This is a genomic window from Rufibacter soli (assembly GCF_054781795.1).
Window position 1 is genome coordinate 25,214 of record NZ_BAAGTS010000001.1, and the last position, 14,454, is coordinate 39,667.

Consider the following 14,454-nt stretch of genomic DNA (forward strand, 5'->3'; position numbering starts at 1 on the left):
TTATGGCCATTAAACTAAAACCTCTCAAAAATCAAGTTATCGTGATCACGGGCGCCTCTAGCGGCATTGGGCTGGCCACGGCCCGGGCAGCGGCTAAAAAAGGAGCCAAACTGGTGCTGGCCTCCCGTAACCAGGAAGCCCTGGAAGAGATTGTGGAGCAGATCACCCAGAAAGGCGGCGAGGCCATTCACGTAACCGCCGATGTGGGATATGAGGCAGATGTGCAGCGCATAGCTGATGCCGCCATCACCTACTTTGGCGGATTTGACACCTGGGTGAATGACGCCGGGGTTTCCATCTATGGCCGCCTGCAGGAGGTCACCGATGAAGACAACCGCCGCCTTTTTGACACCAATTTCTGGGGGCTCGTGTACGGCTCTCTGGCAGCGGCACAACACCTGAAATCCCGCGGGGGAGCTATCATCAACATTGGCAGTGTGCTCTCAGATGTTTCTATCCCGTTGCAAGGCATGTATGCGGCCAGCAAGCACGCCGTGAAAGGCTTCACCGATGCCCTGCGCATAGAACTGGAAGAAGAGAAGGCCCCTATCTCAGTCACGCTCATCAAACCAACCGGCATTAACACCCCTTATCCGCAACACGCCCGCAACTACACAGAGCGGGAACTCACCTTACCAGCCCCGGTCTACGCCCCCGAAGAAGTGGCCAACGCCATTCTGCACGCCGCCACGCACCCAGAACGCGATATTTTGATTGGAGGCAGCGCCAAGATCATGAGCTCGTTGAATAAATACGCCCCCAGCGTGATGGACTGGGTGAATGAGAAAACCATGACCGAGCAGCAGATGCGCAATGAACCAGCCCGCCACACCGAAGGCTCTCTGCACCGACCCGGTCCCGATGGCCGTGTGCATGGTAACTACGAAGGCCACGTCATGAAAACCAGCCTCTACACCAGGGCCAGTATGAACCCTCTGTTGACTGGGGCCGTGCTGGCAGTGGCCGGTGCCGTTACCGCCGTTGCCCTCCGTGATAATAACCGCCAGAAAAAGAACGGCAACGGAAAAGGCAACTACGTGATCTAAAATTAATTTGAACAGGCTTTCCTGAAAAGGCCTGTTAACAAAAGCTTCCTTCGTCGCAGTTTGGCCTCTGGCTTTCTTTGCGGAGAAGGAAGCTTTTTTTCATTTGGCACGTATAGTAATAATCTAACATTAAATAGTACCTGAAATATTCCTTCCTACCCCCGCAGGAAGGAATAGTCTTTATATATAGAAAATTGAATACTAACTGATTCATCCGGTCTGGTATGTTTCTAACACACGGCACATGGAGTTGAGGCAGAAAATAAAAAATAAAATATCAGATATAGAGGGCATTGCAGACCAATTGCCGGGGGTGGTGGTAATCCATAACATCCAGGACAACCTGAAGGTGGAATACATGTCTTCCCTGGGGCTAAAACAGATAGGCGTTTCCCTGAAGGAACTCCAATTGATGGGCCCCGAATTTCATACCCGTTTCTTCAACCCCATTGATTCTGTTGAGTATGTCCCCAAGCTTTTCCATGGCCTGCTGGAACGAAACAATGAGCACGAGATCATCTCCTTCTTTCAGCAGGTTCGGTTTCGGGAACAAGAAGATTGGAAGCTCCACCTCAGCACCGTTAAAATCTTTATGCGTGACACCGCCAACCGGCCTCTGCTCACCATCACCATTGCCATGTGCATAGACCCCATGCACCATATCACCACCAAGGTGAACCGTATTTTAGAGGAAAACACCTTCCTGCGCCAGCATTACAAACAATTCTCGCACCTGGGGCCCCGGGAGCGCGAAGTATTGAAGCTGGTAGCCCTAGGCAAAAGCTCCATTGAGATTGCCGAGGAAATGTTCATCTCAGAGAAAACCGTCAACACCCACCGGCGCAACATCAAGGTAAAACTCAACGCCCACACCTCCTTTGAACTAGCCCAGTACGCCCGCGCCTTTGATTTGATTTGATGGTTGCCGCGCAAAAAAGAAAGCGCAGCATGATTTCCGTTTTAAGCCTGTTTTTGAGAAAATAGGCTTAAAACGGAAATTTACTTTTTAGGCTAATTAGAGCAAGCCCCGGGCTTTAAACTCCAGGTACTTGTTCACAGCGTTGACGGTGAGCTTTTCCGGGGGCGTGAGGATGGAGTGGATGCCGTGCATGGTGAATTCCTTCACAATTTGGCGCTTCTCGTAGGCGAACTTCTCAGCGGCGGCTTTCAGGTAAATCTCCTCCAGATTGACGGCGGGTTTCTGGAGCAGCTCCTGGGTCTCAGTGTTCTCAAAGAAGACCACCAGCACCAGGTGATGGCGGGCCAGCTTGCGCAAATACGGCAGCTGGCGCTGAGCGCTGTTCAGGGTCTCAAAGTTGGTGAAGAGCAGGAGGAGGCTGCGTTGCTTGATCTTGGACCGAACGGTGAGGTAGAGGCGCTCGAAGTCGGTTTCCTGGAACTTGGTTTGCTGGTTGTAGAGCAGTTCCAGGATCTTCTGCAGCTGGGTGCTTCGGCGTTCTGCGGGCAGCATGGAGCCAATGTGGCTAGAGAAGGTGATGAGGCCCGCCTTGTCTTCTTTCCGGAGCGCCACGTTGGATAATACCAGCGAGGCATTGATGGCGTAGTCCAGCAAGCTTAAACCGGCGAAGGGCATTTCCATGACCCGGCCTTTGTCTATGAGGCAGTACACCTGCTGCGATTTTTCGTCCTGGAAATGGTTGACCATGAGTTCATCGCGGCGGGCCGAGGCTTTCCAGTTGATGGTACGTTGGTCATCACCAGACACGTAAGACCTGATCTGCTCAAACTCGGCACTGTGGCCCACCTTGCGCAGCTTTTTGATCCCGAAGGCTGACAATTGCTGACTGGCGGCCAGCAGCTCATACTGCCGCATTTGAATGAAAGACGGGTAGACCGGCACCTCCTGCCCTTGCCCAAACTTGTAGCGCCGCCGGGCCAGGCGCAGCGGGCCATCTACCAGTACGTTGGTGGCCCCAAAGGAATACACGCCCCGTTGCGTAGGCCGCAGGTGGTATTCTATCACGTGGGTTTCATTGCTGGGCACGGTCACATGAAAGCTGGCATCGCGCTTCTGGAACTGAAACGGTAATTCCTCAATCACCTCTAGATGCACCGTAAAGCCGTAGTGGTTCTCCACGTATAGGTACACCGGGTTCTCGCTGCCGTTGGAGAGCTTGCTTTGCATGCTTCGGGAGGAGACCACGCCCTGCGGCTGCCGGAAAAGCGCCACCAAATCTACTACCACAAACAGCACCAGCACCCCAAACAGCACCTTCACCAGAAACAGCAGCGCCGGGAAAAAGAAGGCCAGCACAAACAAGCCTACCGCCGCCAGCGCGGCATAGAAAAAGTAGCGGGTGAAATACAGGCCTCTGAGAAACGACACTACCGGGGCACCTCTATTTTCTGAATGATCTGTTTTACCACGTCATCGGGGGTGGCGCCTTCCATCTCGCGCTCCGGGGTGAGCAGAATGCGGTGGCGTAGCACGGAGGGCGCTAGTTCCTGTACATCTTCGGGGGTCACGAAGGAGCGGTTTCTGATGGCGGCCAGGGCCTTGGCGCTGTTGAGCAGGGCCAAAGACGCGCGCGGCGAGGCGCCCAGGTACAGAGATTTGTTGGCTCGGGTCTGCACCACCAAGCTGGCAATGTACTCCAGCACTTTGGGGTCTACGTGCACGCTCTTTACCTGCTGCCGGAGCTCAGACACCTGCGCGGCGTTCAGGACCGGCTGTATCTCCTCCAGGTCGCGCTGCAGGGCGGGGCGGTGGTGGTGTACGCCCAGAATGGCCACTTCCTCCTCCAGGGTTGGGTACTGCACCAGAATCTTGAACATGAAACGGTCCAGCTGGGCTTCGGGTAGGCGGTAGGTGCCCTCCTGTTCAATGGGGTTTTGGGTGGCCAGCACAATGAACGGATCGGCCATGGCGTACTGTGTGCCGTCATGGGTGATCTGCTGCTCTTCCATCACCTCAAACAGAGAGGCTTGGGTTTTGGCGGGGGCGCGGTTGATCTCGTCAATGAGGATGATGTTGGAGAACACCGGCCCCTGCTTAAACTGGAACGAGGCCGTGCCCGGATGAAACACCGAGGTGCCCAGCACGTCTGAGGGCATCAAATCTGGGGTGAACTGAATACGGTTAAAGCCCACGTCTATGGTGCGGGCCAGCAGTTTGGCGGTCAATGTTTTGGCGATGCCGGGCACGCCTTCAATGAGCACGTGCCCATCGGCTAGGATAGCCACCAGCAAAAGGTCTATGAACGCTTCCTGACCGATGATGCGCTTGCCTAGTTCTTCTTTGATCTGCTGCACAGCCTGTTGCAAGGCCGAAAAATCTGCCTGGGGGGCCAAGGCCATCGCGGTTTCTTCTAGTGGTTCCATGATATTAGGTTAGCGGCGGGCTTGCCGGTAAAAGCTTTCTAATTTCTTATTCAATTGCCACAGGGTCTGCTCCTGAATACTGTCTACTGCCTTCACGTGCCGGATAACCCGGAACAGCTCGGCTATGTCTTTTTCGTCTACCCCAGATTTATGGGCGATGCGGGTTTCCAGGTCCTGGTCCAGGGCGCTGGTAGATTCAAAGTAGTGCAGGCGCAGGTACTCCAGAAAGTAGTTCACCTTCTTTTCGGCAATCACGTGGTGATCGCGGTGATTGAAGTAAAGGTTGCCAATGACTTTTACAAACTCCAGGGTGGTGTTTCTGGGCTTCTCCAGAAGGGGGATAATGCGCTGGGTGCGCTTGCTCTCAAATAAGACAAACAGCAACAGACTGCCCAAGGCAAGGTAGTAGGCCCAGGTGAGAGCCTCATGCTGGAGCAGCACCCTGAACACCGATTTGTCACCCACGGGGCCCTGCTTCTGGTACTCGTCCCACCAGACGGGCGCCACCGGCAAATGGCTTAAGGCCTGGGCGGCATAGCTGCTTTTCTGGGGTGAGATAAGGTAGTAATTGGTAAAGGCCAGCGGTACCGAGCTCAGAAAGAAACTGCCCTTGCCGTAGGGCACCTGCACAAAATTAGCATCGCCGGCAGTGTTACGGCCCAACACGGTGGTGGCAAACGTTGATGAATCCAAGAGAATGGTATTGTCTACTTTCTCCCAGGCATAGTAAATGGGTTTGCGTTGGGCCAGCTGCGGGTGGGTGAACACCAGGCCCAGGGAATCTTGCTTCGCTTTTTTGGAGAATCCGGTCTTTAGCCCCAACTTCTTTTCCAGCCTCTCCGGGAAACGGTACGCGCTCATGAACACCTGCCCTCCCCTATCCACGAAACGCAGCAGCGCAGACATATCGTGTTCATCTAGCTTCAGGTCAGCCGCGACAAACAGGTAGTTAACCTTGGTAAGGGCGCTGTCTTTTTTTCGGGCCTCTTTTTCCTCTACCTGGTTCACCACCGGCAGGCGCACCAAGCTTACCGACTGGTTTTTGAACAGATCTGGCAGTACCTCATAGAGCACGTAGGTGCCGTAGGGGATCTTATCTTTGCTGGAGAAGGACTCTTGCCAGCTAATGGGTTTGGGCCGATAATACTCCACCGCCACAAAGGCAGCAAACAAGACCGCTAAGGCCAGGGCGTAGGTTTTATAGCTTTTCATGCGGCCACGGGTAAAGAGCGGTTGAACTCCTCAAAGGCTTGGCGCACCACCAAAAACCGCTGCTCACTGAGCCCCGACCCGCCGTACCACACATACTCAAACAACTGCGTGATGTGCTCAAAGGGCCGCCGCAGGGCCGGGCTCTTCAGCTCTGAGACATAGCTGCGGTTAGTCTTGCCCGGGTGCCATTGGATCAGTTGCTGGTCGGTGAGAAGCTTGAGGGTGCTCAGGTAGTGCAACCGTATGGCCCGCCGGTAATCGCCCTGCGCCTCGGCTTCCTCTATCAGGGCTTTGAAGTCTATTTCATGGATGTTCTCGCGGTAGGTGTCATAGGCGATGACCGCCGCCGGGGCCTTGCGCGAGAACAGCCCCACAAAATCTACCTGAAACAGCTTGAGCACCACGTACAGAGTAATACTAATGGCAAAGGCGTAGATCACGTATTTCCAGAAGGATTGGAAAGAGCGGGCCTCCAGCACTCGGTTAATGAACTGGCCTATGCGCTGCAGCCACCGTTGCCAGAAAGAAAGATCGGGCCGAAGGTCCTGCTGGTATTGGAAATCCCGGCTTTCGCGCAGCTCCTGCAGCTTGGCAGGGTCTGGGTACCGCAGTTGCAAAGGCGCGGGCGCAGCGGCTACCGGACGGGCAGGCACAGCGGCGGCTCCCGCTTGACCCAGCAGCAGACTGCTCAACAACACCAACAGAAAAAACAGGGGAAAGGAAAACCGCACGTACGTTCTATATTAATGATATTCGGCGCCAGCCACTGCCTCTGGGCGGGCCCCAATCTGGTTCACCTTCTCCAGAAGACCTACCCCCTCTTTTTTCTCTACCAGGTCATAGTACAGAAACGCGCTGGCGGTGATGTAAATCACGTAGAGCAGCAGGCTGAGAATGGTGGTAAAGGAGCTGGCAATGATCAACAGCAGATCGCTTTCGCCACCCGGCAGGTGCAGAATCCGGAACACGTACACCACAATGGCCGGCAAAGACGCCACAAACCCTATGACTCCCTGGATAATAAGCACTACCAGCACAAACCCGAAGGAGGCCCACCAGTTGCCTTTTATCAGGTAAAAGCAGCGCTCCAGGGTCTCCAGGAAACCTGTCTCTTCGCGCAGCATCACCATGGCGAAGATACTCAGGGCCACATACACGTAGATACCCGGCAAGACCAGCAAAAAAGTAGCCAGTATACACAGAAGAATGACCCCCACCGACGAATAGAGCAAGGAGATAAAATGGCTTTTGATATCTTCCCACACTTCTGCCGTCTCTACCTGCCCTTCCTGGTCCTGGTACCGGATCATGTAAGAATAGACGGCCAGCATGAGCAGCACCACGCCTACCAAAGAGAAGAAAACGCTCACCCAGTAATGCAGCGAGTTTATGCTGCTGGCAAAAGACCAGGCGCCAAAAGAGTCATGGCGCACTGCGCCGGTCATCTCATCTAACTGGCGGCTCTGGTAGATACCCGAGAAGATACCGGCCAGCAAGGCGAATGGCACCACAAACACCAATAGCAGGCGCAGCAGTGGCTTCAGGTTCTGCCGTAGAAACCCGAAGGTGGCGTTTATCTTCTGCCCCAGGTCGCGCTCTTCCCTAAACTCAATCAAGTGGTTGCTCATAGATGGCTTTGGCCTGCAGCCGATATGGATAGTAAATAAAATAGAACAAGATAAAGGCCCCGGAGCCCAGAATGATAAACAGGCTGGCGTACAGCGGCATGCCGGTGTGGCGGGTCACAAAGCCTTCCAGGAAACCGGCGGTAATGAAGATAGGCACCAGACCCACCACTAGTTTAAGCCCCTGCTTGGCCCCGCGCCTAAAAGATTCCAGCCTAGAAAAGGTCTTGGGAAAGAGCAGACTGTTGCCCATCACAAAGCCGGCGCACCCTGCAATAACAATAGCCGAGATCTCCAGGGTGCCGTGAATCCAGATGGTGAGCGCCGACGAAAGCAGCAGCCCGTGCTTGTAGAAAAAGTACTGGAATGCCCCCAGCATGATGCCGTTCTGCAGCAGAACCCAGAACGTGCCCACTGAGAACAGTGACCCCAGCACAAAGGCCATGAACGCCACCTTTATGTTATTAATGGTGATCTGCAGGAACATGCTGGTTTCATCAGAGCTTTTGTACACCGCCATAGGGTCACCTTTCTTGATGTTGGCCAGGGTCTCGTTCACGTAGTGGTCGCCCATGATCAGGCGCACAAACGTGTCATCATAGGCTGCCGACAATGCGCCCAGGCTGCAGGCCACCGCAAAGATGAGGAATGCATAGAAGAGCTGCCGGTGGTGTTGTTTCATGAGCAGGGGCAGTTCCTGTTTCCAGAAAAGTACAAACCGGCTGGTCTTCTCTTTCTTGTTGCGGTAAATACTTTGGTGCACCCTGCCCGTGAGGCTGTTGAGGTACTCGGTGTTGTCAGACTCAGGGTAGAAGGTACGCGCGAAGGAAAGGTCGTCGGTGAGCTCTATGAACCGGTTAGCCAGCTCATCTGGGTTGGACGTGGGCTCTGTAGCGTACCGTTTCCATTTAGCAGTATTCTGTTTAATAAAAGCGGCCTCGCGCATGTACCTGGTTTTGTTTCCTTCCAAATATATCTAACTTAGGCTATTTATTAAAGCAGTTGCCTACAATTTATCCAAGCGCTCAGCTTACCCTTTCTCATGGATACCATTAAAATAAGAACCACCCAGAACGTAGAGGTGGAATACGCCATTGCCAGCATTGGCGACCGCATTCTGGCCTACCTGGTGGATGGCGCTATTTACCTGGGCTGGATGATTGTCTTCGGCCTGGCCAACGTGTACCTGGGGCTTTCTGGGGTTTGGTTTATCCTGGCCCTTCTCCCCATCATGTTCTACCACCTGCTCTGCGAGATCTTCCTGAACGGCCAGAGCCTGGGCAAACGCGCCATAGACCTGAAGGTGGTCAAACTCTCGGGCCACGCCCCTTCGGTGAGCGATTACCTGCTGCGGTGGGTGTTCCGGCTGCTGGACATCACGCTCTTCAGCGGCTTTATTGCCATTATCACCATCGCCGTTAACAACAAAGGCCAGCGCTTGGGCGATATTGCCGCCGGCACCAGCGTGATTAAGACCACCCCCGTGCGCCGCCGCAATTCCTTCCAGGTGAAACTGGAAGACAATTACCAGATTGTGTTCCCAGAGGTAGCCGTCCTCTCAGACAAAGACATGGCCCTGCTGCGCAAACTGCTTTTCAAGGCCATCCAGTATAAGAATGAGGTGCTGCTAAGCCGCATTGCCGAACGCACCAAAGAAGTTATGGAGGTTCAGGCAGGGGAAATGAGCGACCGGGATTTCCTGAAGACGGTGATCACTGATTACCACCATTTAACGGCTGGGGTGGAGGCGTAGGTGGAGAATTAAAGTTTTCTAACTTTGGCTTTTAAAGGTATTCTTAAAACTATAATGTTAACATCTATAAAAAATATGAATATAAATTATGATAATGAGCTACTTAAGATTGAAGGCTTAACGTGGCTACCTTTTGTAGGAAAAGACTATGACTCTACTCACAGCAAGATACTCTTTGTTGGTGAAAGTCATTACAAAGACCCGAAAAGCAACAATGAAAATTTTAAAAAGAAAGAATTCACCAGGATGATTGTTGATGAAATGGCAATATGCAATTATCAATATGGCTCTCCTTTTTTTAATAGAATATCTGATTTATTTAATTTTTCAGATAGAACAGAACTTTGGAATAAAACTTCTTTTTATAACTTTATTCAACGACCAATGAATAAAGGAGAGAAAGTTACACAAGGAGTAATTGAGCGACCTCTTAAAGTTGATTTTGAAAATAGCTGGAACATATTTTTTGATGTTATAAATAAAACCAAACCTGATTATTGTATATTTTTTGGAAATACAGCAGCCAACACTTTTAACAAGGCATGTAACAAAAGAACTATTGAATTTAAATCAATAGTTTGGGAAGACTATATAAATCGCTCCTATTTGAAGAAAGCTGAAGTATCTATCGAAAGTCATAAAACAGAAATAATATTTATTAAACACCCCTCAAGTTATTTTACTACTAACAAATGGAGAGAAGTACTCCTTGCTAAATATCCTAAATTAGAAACCACCCTAAAATAACAGGTTTTACCATCGCGTAACCACCCTCATAGGCCAATACCTATCAACTCTAGCCAGACCCCGTAATTGTATCTATTTCGTCATTGTTTGTGTTATCACAAACAATTTACATGCAGGAGTCTGGCTAGTGGTTGGTGAGCAATTGTTTTCCTGATAGTGTAGTAGGCTTTATTCCTTTTAAAAATTGATATTCATCGGAATTTGCAATGTCCCATCCTAAAACTGTCTAGAAAGATATTGAGCACTTTGCACCAGCAACGGCTCAAAAAAATATCAATTTAAACATTCTATATGAGATACCTTTTCCTGATCTACCCTTAGAAGAACAAAAAGAAATCGTCCAAAAAGTAGAAGGCCTGTTTGTCGCCGCCAATGCCCTGGAAGCGCACTACCTGAAGCTGAAAGCGAAGATAGACCAACTGCCGCAAGCCCTGCTGGCCAAAGCCTTCCGGTGAGACCTAGTGCCCCAAGACCCCACAGATGAACCGGCCAGCTTGCTTTTAGAGAAGAAACTAGTAGCTAAAGCCAGCACCGCTAAAGCACTCAAAAGCAACAAGACAAAAGCAAGCAGTCAGAAATGGCGCTGTAAAAATATCTTAACCCTGCATTAAATTCTTGAATTAAATACTATGACCAGAAAAAACAACCAAACGAAATCTCAGAATAAATTTAAATTCAACAAACATTTAACCATTGGTGCACCCGATGCTGAATCTGATTATAACCTCGATAAAGTTTTCGTAGAAAATGGCGAACTAGAAACTTTGGAAAGTTTAAATAGTGCCAAGTGCATCATTGTAGGTAGAACTGGAGCAGGTAAATCAGCCCTAATTAAGCAACTTGAAGAAACCCTTCCAAAAGTTAGAAGAATAGAGCCTGAGTCAATGTCAATTAAATACTTAAGTAATTCGACTATAATTACCTATTTGCTTCAACTTGATGTAAATCTTAATTTTTTTTACAAGGTACTTTGGAAGCATGTTTTTATAGTTGAATTACTTAAACTGTATTTTGACGAAGATATTTCTAAAAGAAAAAATTGGCTACAATCTATTTATGATAAGGTCCAAAACAAGTTTGGCAAAGTAAACCCTGCCAAAGCTAAAGCTATTGCATATTTAGAAAATTGGTCTGATGAATTTTGGCAGTATAGAGAGCATAGAATTAAATCCTTAGAGGACGATTTAACTCAAAAACTACAATCAGAAGTTGGGGCTACGGATTTAATTACATTAAAGGCAATAATAGAAGAAAGTAAGACTACAAAAACATCAACTGAAATTAAACATAAAGCAGAAAAAGTAATTAATGAAATACAAGCCGAAGAATTGTATGAAATTATCAATATATTAAAAACAGATTTGTTTGATGATTCACAGAAAAAATTTTATTTAATCATTGATGATTTAGATAAGGAATGGGTTTCTCCTCAAATCGTTTATGATTTGATTGCAGCAATGGTTGAGGTCATAAAAGAATTCCAAGTATTTAAAAGTGCAAAAATCATAGTTGCATTAAGAGACAACTTACATCAGCTAGTCTTTACAGCAAGAGAACATAGAGGCGGACAAAGGGAGAAGTTTAGCTCACTCTATTTGTACCTTACATGGGATAGAGGAAGCTTAAAAGAATTATTAGATAGAAGACTAAAATTAATATCGAATAATATTATAGATATTAAAACAACATTTGAAAGAAAGAACAGCAATAATGAAAGCGGTTTTGATTATATTTTAGACCGGACTTTTCTCCGACCAAGAGATGTTATTTCTTTTGTCAATAAAATTATTCAAAATGCAAATTCAAAGTCTCATTTTACAAATAGCATTATTAAACTTGCCGAGCCAGAATATTCAATAGAAAGATTTCAAGCTATTGAAGATGAATGGAATGAAAACTATGGTGATATTAAAAGGCTTACTAATTTTCTTACTGGAATACACAATGGCTTTCGTTTAAGAAACATAAAGGAAGATTCATTTTATGAATTATATTGCGATGAAGATGCTAAAGGTTTTAAGGGAGATTTTAAAAATTCATTAATTCTATGGCAAAAGGGCAAATTAAAATTTCGAGAATTCATAAAGGAAGTTCTTTATATTTTATATAAAGTAGGAATAATTGGAATAAAAAAGCCAAATTCTTCAATTCAGTTTTCATATGAAAATTCCAACCCAATATTGGTTAGTGATTTTGATTCGGATTGCAGAATATATGTCCACAAAGCTTTCTATTCTGTTTTGAGTATAAATGTAAAAGCATTAGAAGTGGATTATTTAGATTAATATAAAAAAAATAAAAATCAATTATTAAACAATTAAATGCAAAAATATTCTGTTAACCAGTACCTTATAGAAACAGTGCTCGCCTGGGTGAAATCAGGCGAGATTGCTATACCAGAGATTCAGCGTCCTTTTGTTTGGGACAGTTCCAAAGTGCGGGACCTCATGGACAGCCTATACCAGGGGTACCCGGTGGGCTACGTCATTGCCTGGAAGAACCCCAATGTGAAACTGAAAGATGGCACGCTGAGTGAGGGCAAAAAAGTACTTATTGACGGGCAGCAACGCATTACCGCTTTAACTGCCGCCATTCTGGGGCAGTACGTAGTGAACAAAAACTACAAGCGGGTAAAAATCAAAGTAGCCTTCCACCCTATTGAAGAAAAATTTGAGGTACAAAACTCAGCCATTCTCAAAGACAAGACCTGGCTGCCAGACATAGCCGAAGCCATTAATGGTGACCTCTTTGAAATAGCTGACAGGTATTTTGAACTGAACCCCGAGGTAGACAAGAAACAAGTCCGCAACGCCTTCTCTACGCTTATTAACATACCTAAGAAGCAGATAGGCATGATTGAGCTGGCCCCTGACCTAGACATAGAAACTGTCACAGAGATTTTCATTAGAATCAACTCTAAAGGCGTAGTCCTGAGCCAGGCAGACTTTGCCATGAGCAAGATTGCCTCCAACTCAGAATACAACGGCAATGAGTTGCGCAAAGCCATTGACTATTTCTGCCACCTGGCCATTGCTCCAGAGTTCTTCCGCCACATTGTAGACAATGACCCAGAGTTTGCCAAAACAGACTTCTTCCAGAAAATGCAATGGCTTAGGTCTGAGACTGAAGACTTATATGACCCGGAATACACAGATCTTATCAGAGTAGCTTTCACCTCAAAATTCAACCGGGGCAAACTATCAGATTTAGTAAGTCTTCTCTCAGGCAGAAACTTTGAAACCAGGAGTTTTGAAGCTTCCATTGCAGAGCAGTCCTTTGCTACCCTAAAAGAAGGCGTGTACAACTTCATCAATGAAACCAACTACAAGCGGTTCATTATGATTGTAAAATCTGCAGGCTTTATTTCTCCCAAGTTAATCAGGTCTCAGAACGTTCTCAATTTCGCGTACATCGTGTATCTGAAGTTGAAAGAGTTGGGTGTTAATTCTGTTTCCATAGAAACTTATGTGCGCCGCTGGTTGGTGTATTCCATTTTAACTGGTCGCTATTCTGGCTCTGCTGAAAGTTATTTTGATTACGACATCAAACAGATTTCTGAGCGTTCATTTGCTGAATATCTGAAGGAAAAAGAAGAGGGTGAATTATCTGAGGCTTTTTGGAATTTCTCTTTGCCTCAACGGCTAGAAACCTCTGTTGCTAGCAGCCCACTGTTCCTTCTTTTTTTAGCCGCCCAAGTCAAAGCGAATGACAAAGGTTTCCTGTCAAAAGACATAACTGTGGCCGACCTTATCTCACACAAAGGGGACATCCACCATCTGTTTCCAAAAGACTATTTAAAGAAACATGGGCTAGAGCAGGCCAAGTACAACCAGATTGCCAATTATGCTTATATGCAATCTGAAATCAATATTAAGGTAGGCAGCAAATCACCTAACGAGTACTTTGACATGGTGTTTAGCCAAATGGAGCAGGGAAACCATCTGTTAACGGGCATTTCATCAAAAGAAGAATTAAGGCATAACTTAGAAAGGAACGCAGTTCCACTTCCAATTAGTGACATGAGTCTTGAGCATTACTCAGAATTTCTAATGGAACGCCGGAAATTGATGGCAATCAAAATAAGAGACTACTATTTCTCTTTGTAAATATCAGACCTCACAGTTTTTAAAACCTGTGAGGTCTGATAGCGCCTTTATCTTTTAATATCTCCTTTAATTCTAAATAGCATGTATATTCTCACCCAGGAAATGCTACACCACCTAACAGGCAAAGACGCCTTGGAGGTAACCACCACACCAGAGCCCACTTTTGACCCTCTGTTCCTGCACGGCATCCGAAGAACCATTGCTACCCACGGACCCCATAACCTCAATATTGATGCACAGGACTTTGAATTGGTGTTGGAGCCCACTGGCGCGGCGTTGGTAGGCGTGGCAGAGGCCAATGGGCCTGACCGGGCAGCGGTGGCCATCCAGAAAGCGCTTCGCCCTAGTCCAGAACAAAAGCGTGCGTTGGCACCACCAATCAAAATAATTTTAGGCATTACTACCCGTCAAGAGGCACAATTGGCGGCAGAAGAACTTGATGGTATCTCTGACTACCTGGAACAGGTGCTAGGGGAATATTCAGACATCACCTTTGGCATGGGCGTAGACAAAACACTACCCACCGATTGCATGCACATAGTCATTGGTATTTCCTGTCTGCAGGGCGCCTTAGTGTAGTTACAGAAGAACATCGGACAAAATCTATTTATCCTTCTAAGTTA

At 47.8% G+C, this 14,454-nt stretch carries 13 protein-coding genes; 7 read left to right on the plus strand and 6 right to left on the minus strand.

Annotated features, from left to right (window positions below; all coding sequences use genetic code 11):
- The first annotated feature begins 2 nt into the window (after positions 1-2).
- Together ACYVJQ_RS00120 and ACYVJQ_RS00125 are read left to right on the plus strand one after the other, a co-directional pair.
- Positions 3-1,046 (plus strand): SDR family oxidoreductase, encoded by a 1,044-nt coding sequence (locus tag ACYVJQ_RS00120; RefSeq protein WP_460891033.1) that lies wholly within the window; start codon positions 3-5, stop codon positions 1,044-1,046.
- Positions 1,047-1,290: 244 nt separating this feature from the next.
- Positions 1,291-1,965, plus strand: coding sequence for a helix-turn-helix transcriptional regulator (locus ACYVJQ_RS00125; RefSeq protein WP_460891034.1), 675 nt, complete (start codon positions 1,291-1,293; stop codon positions 1,963-1,965).
- Between the two features lie 96 nt (positions 1,966-2,061).
- Here the strand turns inward: ACYVJQ_RS00125 and ACYVJQ_RS00130 are convergent, their stop codons facing one another.
- The 6 genes from ACYVJQ_RS00130 to ACYVJQ_RS00155 are packed head-to-tail and all read right to left on the minus strand — an operon-like array spanning position 2,062 to position 8,171.
- Positions 2,062-3,393, minus strand: a complete 1,332-nt coding sequence (locus tag ACYVJQ_RS00130) for a DUF58 domain-containing protein (protein ID WP_460891035.1) — start codon at positions 3,391-3,393, stop codon at positions 2,062-2,064.
- Positions 3,393-4,388, minus strand: a complete 996-nt coding sequence (locus ACYVJQ_RS00135; RefSeq protein ID WP_460891036.1) for an AAA family ATPase — start codon at positions 4,386-4,388, stop codon at positions 3,393-3,395. Before ACYVJQ_RS00135 ends, ACYVJQ_RS00130 begins: the two co-directional genes overlap by 1 nt.
- 9 nt (positions 4,389-4,397) lie before the next feature.
- Positions 4,398-5,600 (minus strand): DUF4350 domain-containing protein, encoded by a 1,203-nt coding sequence (locus ACYVJQ_RS00140; protein ID WP_460891037.1) that lies wholly within the window; start codon positions 5,598-5,600, stop codon positions 4,398-4,400.
- Positions 5,597-6,331 (minus strand): DUF4129 domain-containing protein, encoded by a 735-nt coding sequence (locus ACYVJQ_RS00145; RefSeq protein ID WP_460891038.1) that lies wholly within the window; start codon positions 6,329-6,331, stop codon positions 5,597-5,599. Before ACYVJQ_RS00145 ends, ACYVJQ_RS00140 begins: the two co-directional genes overlap by 4 nt.
- A 12-nt stretch (positions 6,332-6,343) precedes the next feature.
- Positions 6,344-7,228, minus strand: coding sequence for a hypothetical protein (locus ACYVJQ_RS00150; protein WP_460891039.1), 885 nt, complete (start codon positions 7,226-7,228; stop codon positions 6,344-6,346).
- Positions 7,209-8,171, minus strand: coding sequence for a stage II sporulation protein M (locus ACYVJQ_RS00155; protein WP_460891040.1), 963 nt, complete (start codon positions 8,169-8,171; stop codon positions 7,209-7,211). The genes ACYVJQ_RS00150 and ACYVJQ_RS00155 overlap by 20 nt, the downstream gene beginning before the upstream one ends.
- A gap of 96 nt (positions 8,172-8,267) precedes the next feature.
- Here ACYVJQ_RS00155 and ACYVJQ_RS00160 point away from each other — a divergent pair, with 96 nt between their 5' ends.
- From ACYVJQ_RS00160 to ACYVJQ_RS00180, 5 genes are all read left to right on the plus strand, one after another.
- Positions 8,268-8,978 (plus strand): RDD family protein, encoded by a 711-nt coding sequence (locus ACYVJQ_RS00160; RefSeq protein WP_460891041.1) that lies wholly within the window; start codon positions 8,268-8,270, stop codon positions 8,976-8,978.
- 75 nt (positions 8,979-9,053) lie between these two features.
- Positions 9,054-9,725: a hypothetical protein gene (locus ACYVJQ_RS00165; RefSeq protein WP_460891042.1), complete on the plus strand. Its 672-nt coding sequence runs from the start codon at positions 9,054-9,056 to the stop codon at positions 9,723-9,725.
- Between the two features lie 629 nt (positions 9,726-10,354).
- Positions 10,355-12,010, plus strand: a complete 1,656-nt coding sequence (locus tag ACYVJQ_RS00170) for a P-loop ATPase, Sll1717 family (protein WP_460891043.1) — start codon at positions 10,355-10,357, stop codon at positions 12,008-12,010.
- 36 nt (positions 12,011-12,046) lie between these two features.
- Positions 12,047-13,831, plus strand: coding sequence for a GmrSD restriction endonuclease domain-containing protein (locus ACYVJQ_RS00175; RefSeq protein ID WP_460891044.1), 1,785 nt, complete (start codon positions 12,047-12,049; stop codon positions 13,829-13,831).
- A gap of 81 nt (positions 13,832-13,912) precedes the next feature.
- Positions 13,913-14,410, plus strand: a complete 498-nt coding sequence (locus tag ACYVJQ_RS00180; protein WP_460891045.1) for a hypothetical protein — start codon at positions 13,913-13,915, stop codon at positions 14,408-14,410.
- The last annotated feature ends 44 nt before the right edge of the window (positions 14,411-14,454 follow it).

What these genes read in the sequence shown, in the direction of transcription:
- ACYVJQ_RS00170 (WP_460891043.1), top strand. Translation starts at nt 10,355, where the DNA reads ATGACCAGAAAAAACAACCAAACGAAATCTCAGAATAAATTTAAATTC.
- ACYVJQ_RS00180 (WP_460891045.1), top strand. Translation starts at nt 13,913, where the DNA reads ATGTATATTCTCACCCAGGAAATGCTACACCACCTAACAGGCAAAGAC.
- ACYVJQ_RS00135 (WP_460891036.1), bottom strand. Translation starts at nt 4,388, where the DNA reads ATGGAACCACTAGAAGAAACCGCGATGGCCTTGGCCCCCCAGGCAGAT.
- ACYVJQ_RS00165 (WP_460891042.1), top strand. Translation starts at nt 9,054, where the DNA reads ATGAATATAAATTATGATAATGAGCTACTTAAGATTGAAGGCTTAACG.
- ACYVJQ_RS00125 (WP_460891034.1), top strand. Translation starts at nt 1,291, where the DNA reads ATGGAGTTGAGGCAGAAAATAAAAAATAAAATATCAGATATAGAGGGC.
- ACYVJQ_RS00120 (WP_460891033.1), top strand. Translation starts at nt 3, where the DNA reads ATGGCCATTAAACTAAAACCTCTCAAAAATCAAGTTATCGTGATCACG.
- ACYVJQ_RS00160 (WP_460891041.1), top strand. Translation starts at nt 8,268, where the DNA reads ATGGATACCATTAAAATAAGAACCACCCAGAACGTAGAGGTGGAATAC.
- ACYVJQ_RS00175 (WP_460891044.1), top strand. Translation starts at nt 12,047, where the DNA reads ATGCAAAAATATTCTGTTAACCAGTACCTTATAGAAACAGTGCTCGCC.
- ACYVJQ_RS00140 (WP_460891037.1), bottom strand. Translation starts at nt 5,600, where the DNA reads ATGAAAAGCTATAAAACCTACGCCCTGGCCTTAGCGGTCTTGTTTGCT.
- ACYVJQ_RS00150 (WP_460891039.1), bottom strand. Translation starts at nt 7,228, where the DNA reads ATGAGCAACCACTTGATTGAGTTTAGGGAAGAGCGCGACCTGGGGCAG.
- ACYVJQ_RS00155 (WP_460891040.1), bottom strand. Translation starts at nt 8,171, where the DNA reads ATGCGCGAGGCCGCTTTTATTAAACAGAATACTGCTAAATGGAAACGG.